Genomic DNA, 13,462 nt, shown 5'->3' with positions numbered 1-13,462 from the left:
AATTGCGCCTGTTCGGGCGCATTTGCGTCCGCGTCCAGCGGGGCGACGTTGCCGGGGATGTCAAGAGATTGGGTGTACATAGGCACCTATTCAAAGAGGGTGACAAGTTGACGCAGTATAAATTAACCGGCCGGTCGGTTAATTTAAATTTACTCTCGTCGTTAAAATTGGATAGCACCGGGAAAACCCTCGGGCGAGTCGGCAGCCGCTGCCCTTTACGTTGACGCACAGAAAATCAGAGGGCGGAACGCCTCCCGCGAGGATGTTATGGAAACGACTCAGCGAACCGTATGCAACCCTTCCGGCCTGCTAGACTGGAAGTTCCCCTGCAAGCCAAGGAGGGAGACATGACGACCGTCTACGTCGTGAAGACCGGCGAGAAGTTCCTCTGCACCGCAGAGGACGGCGATATCGGCTTGGCACCGGAGATTAAAGAAGCCACGTCCTTTCTCTCGTATGAGGAAGCGAATAAGGTCGCGAACGAGAACGCCGACCCCGGATACGAAATCGTGGCCGTCAACGTTACGAGACACTGATGAGGAGTCCGCTCCCAAGCGCTCAGTGAAAGAGGGCTAGCAATTTAGCAGGCGCCATGCAATATGGTGCTTCGGTCGGCTGCGTCCAAAATTATCTGAGAATGGGCGGCACTGCGCATCGAGATTCGCACGACGCGGTCGATGTGCGCATTGAACGTTAGCTTAGGCCGCAGCCCCCTTTCCACGAACGCTCAAGAATTCGGTAAGTTCTCCATAACATGTGCTACAGAGTGCGGCGGATGGAAACCCGTCACCTTAGCCCCAAATTCTCCAACGCCGTTTCGGTGAAGTGATGAATACCGCCACCGGGCAACCGGCCATTCGATTAAAAAGGGGCTAACGGCTATTCGGCGGCCTTTGCTGTCATCAGCGCTACACGGCGAAACGGCATTCAACGAGGTTCGTGATTTTCCTCTGCAGGGCATAGTCACGATTACCGGCCGACCCTCATGCAACGCCCGCAGAGATTGCCTGGCCGCCGAAAGGCGATGTCGTCATGCTGTCCATCGCCCGACCTGGTCAGACGAAAAAGCTTATGACCCGCCAAAGAACACCGGCTTCATCCCACTCGTGCTAGCCGGATGGCCCATCTGCGACGTACCGTTGGTCGCAGGGCCGTAGCCGCTGCTCTGGCCTGCGGCACTGGTGTCTTTGGCCTGCCAATTGGCAGGAAAGTCGACGGTATTCGCATTGGCCGGATTGAAGCCGGCTTGCTGAAGCTGAGCGATCTCTGCCTGCACTTGCGCGCGCGTCAGCGCCCCGTCCGATTGCGCCAACGACGCAATTGGCACAGCAATGACGGCGACCGCGCAAACTGTGTGGACTAACGTCTTCATAATGGCCCACCTCCTGGTTAGTTACTCCGGCTGACTCGCGTTTAGCTTTTCGCGATCACCCGACTAAAGATTAGGCGAGCAACCATACAGTCGTCGTTCATTCATCGAATGTGGATATCGGCGAGGCGCGCGTGTGCGAGGGTGCGCGCTCGGCGATCGAGCGTCGGCGAGGGTCGAGGTACAAGCTTGATACGGACTTCCCGCGTGGCCGCTCAATTCCATGGGAACGGACGGCAGCCGGTCGAGGAGGCGAATGTCTCTTTAGGGTCGAAAGTGTGAGTTAGCGGCTGCAGGAAGCTGCGGACTTTTTTGTATGTCGACAGCTATCACCCCCATTCCCAGTAGTGTCTCCTCGCATATCGCAAAATTACGATATACAATTCGTCCTGTAGCGATGCAGTTGCGTCGACGCCAACCGGCGCCCCGCCTGCCAGTTGTTGAATACCTTGAAACGAACCCAGATGACGCCCGATATCGACGCGATCCACAAAGCGCTTGCCAACCCGATCCGCCGGGAGATTCTCGCCTGGCTGCGGGAGCCGTATGCGCATTTCGCCGATCAGGAACTGCCGCTCGATCACGGCGTGTGCGCAGGCAAGATCGACGCGCGCTGCGGTCTGTCGCAGTCCACCGTGTCGGCGCACCTCGCGGCCTTGCAGCGTGCCGGTCTCGTCACGTCGAAGCGGGTCGGCCAATGGGTATTTTTCAAACGCAACGAACCCGTCATCCAGGCGTTCCTCGAACATATGAACACCCGGCTCTGAGCGCTTCGTCCGCGTCGCCGCGCTTCTTTCATCACGTCGTTTTTTTAGGCCCGGGCCCCCGCCCGCCGCCAAAGGTGAACTCTTATGCCGACTCTTTTCGATCCGCTGCAAATTGGCGATATCACGCTGCCGAACCGCATCATCATGGCGCCGCTCACGCGCCAACGCGCCGAAGAAATCCGCGTACCGAACGCGCTGATGGCGCGGTACTACGCGGAACGCGCGAGCGCTGGCCTGATCATCAGCGAAGCCACCTCGGTCACGCCGCAAGGTGTGGGCTATGCCGAAACGCCGGGCATCTGGTCGCAGGAACAGGTCGAAGGCTGGAAGCTCGTGACGAACGCCGTGCATGCCGCCGGCGGCAAGATCTTCCTGCAGTTGTGGCACGTCGGCCGTATTTCGGATCCACTGTTCCTGAACGGCGAATTGCCGGTCGCGCCGAGCGCGATCGCGGCGCAAGGTCACGTGAGTCTGGTGCGTCCGGAGCGTCCGTACGTGACACCGCGCGCTCTGGAACTCGATGAGATCGCCGGCGTGGTCGAAGCCTTCCGCAAAGGCGCGGAGAACGCAAAGGCCGCCGGTTTCGACGGCGTCGAAGTGCACGGCGCGAACGGCTATCTGCTAGACCAGTTCCTGCAGGACAGCACCAACGCGCGTACCGACGCGTATGGCGGTCCGATCGAAAACCGCGCGCGCCTGCTGCTCGAAATCACCGACGCATGTATCGACGTCTGGGGTGCGAACCGGGTTGGCGTGCATCTCGCACCGCGCCGCGACGCGCACGCGATGGGCGATTCGGACCCGGCCGGCACGTTCGGTTATGTGGCTCGCGAACTCGGCAAGCGCAGGATCGCTTTCATCGCGGCACGCGAATCGCTCGGCGACGACCGCCTCGGCCCGCAACTGAAGAAAGCATTCGGCGGCCCATACATCGCGAACGAAAAGTTCACCAAGGAAACCGCGCAGCAGGTACTCGACGCGGGTGAAGCCGACGCGGTGGCATGGGGTCAACTGTTCATCGCCAATCCGGATCTGGTGCGCCGCTTCGAGACTGATGCGCCGTTGAACAAGCCGAACCCGGCGACTTACTATGCACGCGGCGCAACCGGCTACGTGGATTATCCGGCGCTGGAAGCGGTGGAATAAGCGGTGCAATAGGCCGTGCAATAGGCCGTGCAATAAGCAGTGAAATGAGCAAGTACGCAGGCTGGGCAACGCAGCACGATGCACTGCCTGGCTAGCGGAACGCGAGCTGCTGCATTGAAGCGGCACATCAATCGCAGTACGAATGAAAACCGCACGGCGGGTGTGAAGGAACGATGTTTTCCGTCACACCCGCCGCGTTTTTTTCACTGCCCGTTCCGGCGGTGCGCGCCCGCCCCGCACGAGCGCAACACACCGGACAGGCACACTACAACCCCACGAGTCATTCAACCTCACGCCGCATGAACACGCGCCTGGACTCGTCGAGTCCTCGCGCGATATGCGCGTTACGCCGCGCGATCAAGGCCGCGTCGAGTTCAGTCGCTCCGATATCGCGAAACCCGAGCCGCCGATAGTACGGCGCATTCCACGGCACATCGCGATACGTCGACAGGATCAGTTGCGTCAGTTGCCGCTTGCGCGCGAGCTGCGCAACCTGTTCGATCAGCGCCGCGCCGATGCGCTGCCCGGCGTAGGAAGTCAGCACGTCCAGTTCCTGAATGTAGATACGCGTGGGCTGCGGCTCGAACATGATGAAACCGGCGCATGTCGCCTCGGCCGCCACGGCGACGATGATCTCGCCCGCGGCGATCTTGCGCCCGACGAGCGCGAGTTCCATCGGCGGAGCATCGGCGATCCCCACCATGCCGACGCTGGCGAAGCGCTGCGCCGCTTCGAATTCGATCGTACGGATCGCGCTGGCATCGTGCGACGCGGCAAAACGGAAGGTGACTGCAGGGGCAAATTGCATGGCGTTTCGACGTGCGCGCCAGTTTTGGGCAGCCGTCATCTACATGGACACGATCCGATATTGACATCCCGTCCGACGAATAGACAAGTGCGGCCGCTGCCACAGGGCTACACTCCTGACATCTGACTGCCATCGGCCCCAACATGGACCTCCTGAATCTGTTGCAGGTCGCCCTGCACTTCGACCAGCACCTGAGTGCGCTGAGCGCGCAATTCGGCGCCGTCGTGTACGGGCTGCTGTTTGTCGTCGTGTTCGTCGAGTACGGCTTCCTGCCGCTGTTCTTTCTGCCCGGCGATCCGCTGATTTTCATTTGCGGCGCACTCGCGGCGACCGGCGTGCTGAATCCGTGGATCGTGGCTCCCGTGCTATTCGTGGCGACGGTGACCGGCAGCATCGTCGGTTATGCGCTGGGCCGCGCGGTCGGCGAAAAGGTCTATACCGCCGACTATCGCTGGCTCAACAAGAGCGCACTGCGCAAGGCACATGCGTTCAGCGAAGCACGCGGGCGCCTGACCTTTCTGCTGTCGCCGTACATCGCCGTCGTGCGCACTTTCGCGCCGTTCGCCGCGGGCGTTTCGCGCATGACGTTCTCACGCTACGTATCGTTCGTCAGCGCCGGCGCGGCGCTGTGGGTGGTCTCGCTGATGGCGGCCGGCTACCTGTTCGGCAATGTGCCAGTGGTGCGCGACCATATGAGCGCTATCGTATTGCTGGGCATCCTGCTCGGCGGCGGTATATTGCTCGCCGGCGCGGTGTGGCGCTCCGTGCGCCGCCTGCGGGCTCACTGAAAGGCGCAGCGCTCCCGCCGCGGCTCGCGAGGTAGCAGCCGATCTTCGTGGCCTGCCCGCCCACGCCCCTGCGAGGCCATTCGCTCGCGCAGAGGGTGCTGGCCAACGGCTAGCAGCAATTGCCCCGCCAGCCCTCCAGTTGACCCGATCAAGATATGAAGGTAACCTTCACAGGTAACCTTCATATCTCCAGGCGCATGAGCACCAGCAAAAATGCCGCCCCAGTTGCTCCCGACGACCTGCACACACTCGCGGAAGATCTGCGCGTGCTGGCCGGCAAGCTGCGCCGCCGCTTGCGCGAGGAGGCCCATGTGGGCGACTTCACGCCTTCGCAAGTGCAGGTTCTCAGTCTGCTCGAACGCGAAGGTCCCGCCACGGTCACGGCGCTCGCGCGCTCTCTGGGCGTGCGGCCGCAATCGATGGGCGAGACGCTTGCGGTTCTGAAAGCCGCAGGGCTCGTCAGCGGCGCCCCCGATCCTGACGACGGCCGGCAAACGCTTCTCTCCCTCACCCCGGCTTTCCGCAAGAAAATCAAGGCAAGCCGGGCGGCTCGCGAAGACTGGCTCTATCGCACCATCCAGACGTGCTTCTCGGCCGCCGAACAGCAACAACTCGCAATCGGCGTCGACTTGCTCAAACGCCTGATCAACTCGTAATTCGCAGGAGCCCACCATGGCACTCACCACGCTCGACGCCAGAACCGCGCTCATCGTCATCGATTTGCAGCGTGGCGTCCTCGCACTGCCCACCGCCCATCCCACCAGTGAAATCGTGCAACGCTCGGTTGCCCTGCTTGACGCGTTTCGTCGCCACGGTCTGCCGGTGGTGCTCGTCAACGCCGCAGGCGGCGCACCGGGCCGCACGGACCAGGGGCGCCACATTGGCGACTTCCCGGCCGGCTTCGCGGATCTGGTGCCCGAATTGAAGCAGCAACCGTCGGATCACCTGGTGACCAAGCGCACCTGGGGCGCGTTCACGAACACGGACCTCGAAGCGTATTTGCGCAAGCAAGGCGTCACACAAGTCGTCCTCGTAGGCGTGGCGACCAGCATCGGCGTCGAATCCACCGCGCGTTACGCGAGCGAACTCGGCCTGAACGTCACGCTGGTCGTCGATGCGATGACCGACCTGCATGCGGACGCGCACGTCAACAGCCTCACGCGCATCTTCCCGCGCCTTGGCGAAACCGGCACGACGCAGGAAGTCCTCGATCTGCTCGAACGAACCCGCACATGAGCGCCCGCCTGAGCGCGTGCTGCCGCCCGCGCACCGCCCGCTATGTGCCACGAGGAATGCTCCAGTGAGAGGCACGTTCCGTTCGCTGCGCACATTCAACTACCGCGTCTGGGCGAGTGGCGCGATCGTCTCCAACGTCGGTACATGGATGCAGCGTACGGCGCAGGACTGGCTCGTCCTCACGGAACTCACGCATCACAATGCGACGGCCGTGGGGATCGTGATGTCGTTGCAGTTCGGGCCGCAAATGTTGCTGTTGCCGCTCACCGGCTATGCGGCCGATCACTTCGACCGCCGCAAGCTGCTGTTCGCCACGCAGGCGTCGATGGGCTCGCTCGCGCTGGCCCTCGGTATTCTCACGGTCACCGGGCTCGTCCAGCTGTGGCAGGTCTATCTGTTCGCGGGACTGCTCGGCTGCGTCACCGCTTTCGATTCCCCGGCGCGCCAGACCTTCGTATCGGATCTCGTCGGCGAACACGATCTGGCCAATGCGGTCGCGCTGAACTCGACGTCGTTCAACGCGGCACGCATGTTAGGGCCAGCGGTGGCGGGGCTTTTGATCGCATCGGTGGGCACGGGTTGGGTATTCCTGATCAACGCGCTCTCTTTCGTCGCCGTGCTTGGGTCGCTGCGCATGCTGCATCTGCACGAATTGCATCTGAAGCCCCGTGCGGTGCGCTCGCGCGGCAGCTTCCTGGAAGGCTTCAAGTATGTATGGACGCGTCCCGATCTGAAGGCGGCCCTGTTGATGCTGTTTCTGATTGGCACGTTCGGACTGAATTTCCCGATCTTCATCTCGACGATGTCGGTCACCGCGTTTCATGCGGGCGCGAGTCAATATGGAGTACTAAGCTCGACCATGGCGATCGGCTCGGTCACGGGCGCGCTGCTCGCCGCACGCCGCGCACGACCGCGCATGGCCCTGCTGCTCGGCGCGGCCGCGGTGTTCGGCGCGGGCTGCACGCTCGCCGCCATGATGCCGAACTACGTACTGTTCGGCATCGTGCTCGTCGTGATCGGGGTATCGACACAGACCTTCACCACGTCCACCAATAGTCTCGTGCAACTCTCCACCGAGCCCGCCATGCGCGGCCGGGTGATCGCGATCCTGCTGGCAATCGCGCTGGGCGGCACGCCACTCGGCGCGCCGGTGGTGGGCTGGGTTGCGGATCGTTTCGGCCCGCGTTGGGCGCTCGGCGTAGGCGCCGCATCGGGCTTCGCGGCAGCGGTGGTCGGCTTGCTGTATCTGGTGAAGTACCGCCAGCTGCGCGTGTATGTCGAAGGTGCCAGGGTGCGCTACAGCATCGAGGATCCTCGCCCGGCGGCGGCCTCCTAGGCTTCTGCAGTCAGCGCCGTAGCCGCCGTGCAGGACGCCGTATTGAGCGAAGCGGAAGAAGACACGTCTTCGGGCGTCTGAGCGTCTGGCCGCCTGAACGCCCGAGTGTTTGAGCGCCGCCGCCGGCCCAATGAAAAAAGCCGCGTCCGAATCAAGCGAATCGGCGCGGCTCTGCGCATGCAGCGGTGCTTCGCGACGGCTTACTTTGCCACCGGCATCGTGAATTCCGCGCCCTTCGCGATGCTGTCCGGCCAGCGCTGCATGATGCTCTTGTAGCGCGTATAAAAGCGCACGCCCTCTTCGCCGTAAGCATGGTGATCGCCGAACAGCGAGCGCTTCCAGCCGCCGAACGAATGCCACGCCATCGGCACCGGAATCGGCACGTTGATACCGACCATGCCCACCTGAATCTGCCGGCCGAATGCACGCGCGACGCCGCCATCGGAAGTGAACAGCGACACGCCGTTGCCGAATTCGTGCGCGTTGATCAGCTCGACGGCGCTCGCGAAATCGGGCACCCGCACCACCGCCAGCACCGGGCCAAAGATCTCTTCCTGATAGATCTTCATCTGCGTGCCGACATGATCGAACAAGGTGCCGCCGATGAAGAACCCCGCTTCGCGCGCCACCGGATGCGCGCGGCCATCGACGATCAGTTGCGCGCCTTCCGCCTCGCCCGACGCGATATACGCGGCGACCTTGGCCTTATGTTCGGCGGTAACCAACGGCCCCATCTCCGCGTCGAGTTGTTCGCCGTTCTTGATGACGAGCGATTGGACGCGCGGCACCAGCCTGTCGATCAGTTGATCGGCCACATTGCCGACCGCCACCGCCACCGAGATCGCCATGCAGCGCTCGCCCGCCGAACCGTAGGCCGCGCCGATCAATGCATCGACAGCCTGATCCAGGTTGGCGTCCGGCATCACCACCAGATGATTCTTCGCGCCGCCCAGCGCCTGCACCCGCTTGCCGTGCTTCGACGCGGCCGCATGAATGTATTCGGCGATCGGCGTGGAGCCCACGAACGACAATGCGGCGACGTCCGGGTGTTCGATCAGTGCGTCCACGGCCACCTTGTCGCCGTTCACGACGTTGAACACGCCATCCGGCAACCCGGCTTCCTTGAGCAACTCGGCGATCCGCAGCGACGCCGACGGATCGCGCTCTGACGGCTTCAGCACGAACGTGTTGCCACATGCGAGCGCGACCGGGAACATCCACATCGGCACCATCACCGGGAAGTTGAACGGCGTGATGCCAGCGACCACGCCCAGCGGCTGACGCAAATTCCAGTTGTCGATGCCGCCGCCGATCTGGTCGGTGAAATCGGTCTTCAACAGGTTCGGAATGCCGCACGCGAACTCGACCACTTCAATGCCGCGCACCACTTCGCCTTGCGCGTCCGTGAACACCTTGCCGTGTTCGCGCGTGATCAGCATGGCGAGTTCGTCGTGATGCTGGTTCAGCAGTTCCTTGAATCTGAACAGAATGCGCGCGCGCTTGATCGGCGCGGTCTCGCTCCACGCGGCAAACGCGGCCTTCGCCGCCTGGACCGCGGCATCCACTTCTTCGACCGATGCCAGCGCGACCTGGCTGGTCACCTGGCCGGTCGCCGGATTGAACACGTCCTTGAAGCGGCCGCTCGTCGGCGCAGCGGGCGCACCGCCGATGTAGTGGCCCAACTGCTGCACCGACAGCTTCGCCTGCTCGTTCACTGCATTCATGTGCTTACCTCATGTACGGGAGAGGCCGCGGTGGATCGCCACCGGGCCGGGCAAAAAAAATCAGCGACATCACACAGCGCGCGAGCGGAGCGCCGCTCGTCGGCTGGCTTCGTCAAGACCCGCCAACTGTATCGACGGAGTTGCTCCGACTCCCGATACAGCGCAGTAGAACCGCGCCTCACTGTATTGTTTTTGGTTTCGCAACTGTATTGGCGCGTGGCAGTGGAGACGGCTTTGGGTTCAGCGGTTTTGGGTTCAGCGGTTTTGGGTTCAGCGGTTTAGGTTCAGCGGTTTAGGTTCAGCGGTTTAGGTTCAGCGGCCGTGGATCCAGCGGCTGTAGATTCAACGGCGTCGACAATGGCCCGCGCATCGGCAACGCAAAACGCCTGCCTCAAAAGCCGCCCACGCCTCGCGTAACCAGTGCATATGGTCCACTCGTCAACTGCTCCCTGAGGAACCCGATGCACACCTGGATCCTCGCCGACGACGACAGGCGCTCGGCCGTCACCGCCCACACATCGGCCGGCTGCTGATAGTCCGGCAACACGCGCACCAGTTCGCCGGCACGCAGGCTCTCGGCGACATCCCAGATCGATACCATCACGATACCGTAGCCATCTTTGGCCCACTGCACGACGATATCGCTGAGATTCGACGCGACTGTGCCCGTCACCTTCACACTCTTTTCACCGTTTGGCCCAGTCAGCCGCCAGACGCCGAAGCGATCGTCGCGGCCGCGAAACAGCAGACAGTCGTGCTGGATCAGATCGTCCGGCGCGACCGGCACGCCGCGCCGTTGGAGATAAGCCGGCGATGCGCAGAGAATCCGCACGCTCTCCACCATCTTGTGCGCGATCAGATGCGGCTCCTGCACTTCACCCACGCGAACGTCGATGTCGAAGTTCTCGCCGACCACATCCGCGCGCCGGTCCAGCAGCTCCAACCAGATCTCGAGATGCGGATGACGCTCGCGCAGCATCGTCAGAATCGGCGACACGTGTTTGCGGCCAAGCCGCAAGCTCGTGCTGATTCGCAACAGACCGCGCAACTGCGTACGGCGATCGGCGAAGGCGTCGGCCATGCCCTGCACATCGTCGAGTATTTTCTGCGCCCACTGCAAAGCGGCCTCACCATCGCTCGTCACGCTAAGCCGACGCGTGGTGCGCTGAAACAGCTTGACGCCGAGACTGGCCTCCAGCATCGCGATCCGCTTGCTCACATGCGAAGGCGACAGACCCCTTTCCGTCGATGCCGCGACAAAGCTGCCCCGCCGCGCGATGTTGCAGAACAGCTGCAGATCGCGCAGAAAAGACTCATTGCTGGCTATGAGCGCATTCTGCTTTTCCATCTGGTCGCATTGTGTCGGTGCAGAAGCACATTAACCTAGCCGCAGCGAATTGATCGTGCAAGCGAGGGCGGTCGGTTCGCGATGCTCCGTAGACCCAGTCAATGGTTAACCCTGTGGTATCGATCCGCCGCCGCCATTCGATGCGGCATCGCCGCAACGGAGCCCCGGCAGCGCGTCGCGGAAAGTCCTGGCTTGCATAGTTTGGGTTTCAGGACGCCAATGAGTCAGCCGTAGAGCTGATGGAAGATATTTCTATTTCGCAACGACGTTGCATGGGACCAGAGTAAGTGCTTTGCATGGGACCAGAGTAAGTACTTTGCATGGGACCAGAGTAAGCGCTGAAGCGCCAACTCAGGTCGACAGCTGAGGCGCTAACTCAGGTCGACCGCGTTGCATGGGAGACAACATGGAAACGAACGCATCGGCAAACACGCCCGCACGTCGCTCGCAGACTCGCAAAGCAACGGCCAGCGGCTGGATCGGCTCGGCGCTCGAGTACTACGATTTCTTCATCTACGCTCAGGCGGCAGCCCTCATCTTCCCTCAGCTGTTCTTTCCATCAGGCAATCCGAAGATCGCGATCGTCGCGTCGCTCGCAACCTATGGCGTCGGCTACGTCGCGCGGCCGATCGGCGCACTCGTGCTCGGGCACTGGGGCGACACCCACGGCCGCAAGAACGTGCTGCTGCTGTGCATGTTCCTGATGGGCCTCTCCACCATGGCGGTCGGCCTGCTGCCCACCTACCACCACATCGGCATACTCGCGCCCGCGCTGCTGGTAGTGCTGCGTCTGATCCAGGGCTTCGCGGTGGCGGGTGAAATCTCGGGTGCGAGCTCGATGATTCTCGAACACGCGCCATTCGGGCGCCGCGGCTATTACGCGAGCTTCACGCTGCAAGGCGTGCAGGCCGGCCAGATTCTCGCCGCAGCCGTGTTCCTGCCGCTCGCCTACTACATGGACGATAACTCGTTCAACTCATGGGGCTGGCGGATTCCGTTCCTGCTCAGCGCGTTCGTGCTGGTCGCCGGCTATATCATTCGCCGCGAGGTTGAGGAAACGCCCGCCTTCGAAAAGGAAGACGCAAGCGCGTGAGGTGCCGCGCTCGCCGATCGTCGAAGCCTTCCGCTACAACTGGGCGGATATGCTGCGCGTGGTCGGCTGCTCGCTGATGAACGTGATTCCCGTGGTCGCCACCATCTTCGGCGCAGCGTACGCGGTGCAGGTGTCGTACGGCATCGGCTTTTCGAAGAGCGTCTATCTGTGGATTCCGGTGGTCGGCAATATCGTCGCCGTCCTGGTGATTCCATACGTGGGCAATCTGTCCGACCGGATCGGCCGGCGCCTGCCGATCATCGTCGGCGCGCTCGGCGCGGGTCTGCTGTCGTTCGGGTACCTCTACGCGATCAGCATTCACAACGTGCCGTTCGCGATAGTCATGTCGATCCTCATGTGGGGCATCATCTATCAAGGCTATAACGCCATCTTCCCGAGTTTCTACCCGGAGCTGTTCCCCACCCGCTCGCGAGTCTCCGCGATGGCGATCGGCCAGAACATCGGTACCACCATCACGGCGCTGCTACCGGCATTGTTCGCGTATGTCGCGCCGCCCGGATCGAACAACATTCCGCTCACCATCGGTGCGATCACCTTCGGCATCACCATCATCGCGGCGGTCACTGCATGGAGTGCGCGTGAGAACTTCCGCATCAAGCTGAGCGACCTGGGCGAGCCGAACGCGGTACCAATCGACAAACACAGCTACGACGCGATGCGCGCCGCGACGATGGCCGAAACGAAAAAGGCCATTGCCTGAGCATCGCCTCATCTCGCCGCGACTTCAAAGGACCCGTTTCATGAACAGAATCCGGATCGCCGTGGCCGGCGCGGGCTACATCGGCCGCGCTCACATGGCTGTCGCGCAGCACAGCGAAACGTGCATGCTGTCGGCGATCGTGGACCCGTCGCCGGCCGCGGCGGCGCTCGCGGCCGAGGCCCGCGTGCCGCTTTATCGCACCCTCGACGAATTGCTCGAACGTGATCGTCCGGACGGCGTGATTCTCGCGACGCCGAACCAGTTGCATGTGGAACATGCGTTGACCTGCGTCGCGGCCGGTGTGCCGACACTGCTCGAAAAGCCGATCGCGCCGACCGTCGGGCAGGCCGAAATGCTGGTCGGCGAAGTGGAGCGCAGTGGCGTGCCGTTGCTGATCGGCCATCACCGCGCGCACAGCCCGATCATGGCGCGGGCGCGCCAACTGATCGACGAAGGGCGGCTCGGCAAACTCGTCGCGGTGATGGGCAGCGCGGTATTTTTCAAGCCGGACCAGTACTTCTCCGACGCCGAATGGCGACGCAAACCGGGCGGCGGTCCCATTCTGCTGAACATGATTCACGAAGTGCACAACCTGCGCATGCTGTGTGGCGACATCGTCGCCGTGCAGGCGATGTCGTCGCATGCGACGCGCGGCTTTCCGGTCGAAGACACAGTGGCGATCAATCTGCGTTTCGCGAGCGGCGCGCTCGGCAGCTTCATGCTGTCCGACACCGCGGCGTGCGCGCGCAGCTGGGAGCAGACCTCGCAGGAAAACAAGGCCTACCCGTCGTACCCCGACGAAGATTGCTACGTAATCGCCGGCACGTTCGGCTCGCTTTCCGTGCCGACCATGCGTCTAAAAACGTATGGCAAAACCGAGGACCGATCGTGGTGGAAACCGTTCGACCTGAGTATCGCCGCGCTGACACGCGACGATCCGCTCAAGCTTCAGCTCGCCCATTTCGAGCGCGTCATTCGCGGCACCGCCGAGCCGCTGGTCAGCGCTCGCGACGGCTTGCAGAATCTGCGCATTACCGAGGCGATCGCCGAAGCCGCGAGCGCGGGATCGATCGTCGACACGACGCCCGCCGTCGCCGCGGCCCACTAAAAAATACTCAAACGGCAC

At 62.6% G+C, this 13,462-nt stretch carries 11 protein-coding genes and 2 pseudogenes; 9 read left to right on the top strand and 4 right to left on the bottom strand.

Going from position 1 to position 13,462, the window contains the following annotated elements; genetic code table 11:
* Nucleotides 1-347: 347 nt before the first annotated feature.
* Nucleotides 348-536, top strand: coding sequence for a hypothetical protein (locus BN2475_RS30610; protein ID WP_094783136.1), 189 nt, complete (start codon nt 348-350; stop codon nt 534-536).
* A 533-nt stretch (nt 537-1,069) separates the two neighbouring features.
* Here BN2475_RS30610 and BN2475_RS30605 read toward each other — a convergent pair.
* Complete coding sequence (locus BN2475_RS30605) at nt 1,070-1,372, bottom strand: DUF4148 domain-containing protein (RefSeq protein ID WP_094783129.1); 303 nt, start codon at nt 1,370-1,372, stop codon at nt 1,070-1,072.
* A 461-nt stretch (nt 1,373-1,833) separates the two neighbouring features.
* Between BN2475_RS30605 and BN2475_RS30600 the strand changes: the two genes are divergently transcribed.
* Both BN2475_RS30600 and BN2475_RS30595 read left to right on the top strand, forming a co-directional pair.
* Nucleotides 1,834-2,136 carry an ArsR/SmtB family transcription factor gene (locus BN2475_RS30600; protein ID WP_094783128.1) on the top strand — a complete coding sequence of 101 codons (303 nt, stop codon included), beginning with the start codon at nt 1,834-1,836 and terminating at the stop codon, nt 2,134-2,136.
* Between the two features lie 84 nt (nt 2,137-2,220).
* Nucleotides 2,221-3,282, top strand: a complete 1,062-nt coding sequence (locus BN2475_RS30595; protein ID WP_094783127.1) for an alkene reductase — start codon at nt 2,221-2,223, stop codon at nt 3,280-3,282.
* Between the two features lie 280 nt (nt 3,283-3,562).
* Here BN2475_RS30595 and BN2475_RS30590 read toward each other — a convergent pair whose 3' ends face one another.
* A complete protein-coding gene (locus tag BN2475_RS30590; protein ID WP_094783135.1) occupies nt 3,563-4,090 on the bottom strand; it encodes a GNAT family N-acetyltransferase in 528 nt (175 codons plus the stop codon).
* Between the two features lie 143 nt (nt 4,091-4,233).
* Between BN2475_RS30590 and BN2475_RS30585 the strand changes: the two genes are divergently transcribed.
* From BN2475_RS30585 to BN2475_RS30570, 4 genes and pseudogenes are all read left to right on the top strand, one after another.
* Nucleotides 4,234-4,878, top strand: coding sequence for a VTT domain-containing protein (locus tag BN2475_RS30585; RefSeq protein ID WP_094783126.1), 645 nt, complete (start codon nt 4,234-4,236; stop codon nt 4,876-4,878).
* A 197-nt stretch (nt 4,879-5,075) separates the two neighbouring features.
* Nucleotides 5,076-5,534: a MarR family winged helix-turn-helix transcriptional regulator gene (locus tag BN2475_RS30580; RefSeq protein ID WP_094783125.1), complete on the top strand. Its 459-nt coding sequence runs from the start codon at nt 5,076-5,078 to the stop codon at nt 5,532-5,534.
* Nucleotides 5,535-5,550: 16 nt separating this feature from the next.
* Complete coding sequence (locus BN2475_RS30575; RefSeq protein ID WP_094783124.1) at nt 5,551-6,114, top strand: isochorismatase family protein; 564 nt, start codon at nt 5,551-5,553, stop codon at nt 6,112-6,114.
* 64 nt (nt 6,115-6,178) lie between these two features.
* Nucleotides 6,179-7,531 (top strand): annotated as a pseudogene (locus BN2475_RS30570) (MFS transporter).
* 119 nt (nt 7,532-7,650) lie between these two features.
* On the opposite strand, the gene BN2475_RS30565 reads toward BN2475_RS30570, so the two are convergent.
* Both BN2475_RS30565 and BN2475_RS30560 read right to left on the bottom strand, forming a co-directional pair.
* Nucleotides 7,651-9,174: a CoA-acylating methylmalonate-semialdehyde dehydrogenase gene (locus BN2475_RS30565; protein ID WP_094783122.1), complete on the bottom strand. Its 1,524-nt coding sequence runs from the start codon at nt 9,172-9,174 to the stop codon at nt 7,651-7,653.
* Nucleotides 9,175-9,565: 391 nt separating this feature from the next.
* Nucleotides 9,566-10,522 carry a LysR family transcriptional regulator gene (locus BN2475_RS30560; RefSeq protein WP_094783121.1) on the bottom strand — a complete coding sequence of 319 codons (957 nt, stop codon included), beginning with the start codon at nt 10,520-10,522 and terminating at the stop codon, nt 9,566-9,568.
* 406 nt (nt 10,523-10,928) lie between these two features.
* Here BN2475_RS30560 and BN2475_RS30555 point away from each other — a divergent pair.
* Nucleotides 10,929-12,336: pseudogene (locus tag BN2475_RS30555) on the top strand (MFS transporter).
* Nucleotides 12,337-12,376: 40 nt separating this feature from the next.
* Nucleotides 12,377-13,444 (top strand): Gfo/Idh/MocA family protein, encoded by a 1,068-nt coding sequence (locus BN2475_RS30550; protein ID WP_094783120.1) that lies wholly within the window; start codon nt 12,377-12,379, stop codon nt 13,442-13,444.
* Nucleotides 13,445-13,462: the final 18 nt, after the last annotated feature.

Source organism: Paraburkholderia ribeironis, from assembly GCF_900019265.1.
Lineage (GTDB): Bacteria > Pseudomonadota > Gammaproteobacteria > Burkholderiales > Burkholderiaceae > Paraburkholderia > Paraburkholderia ribeironis.
The sequence above is the reverse complement of the archived record's forward strand: the minus strand, read 5'-3'. Positions and strand labels throughout refer to the sequence as shown.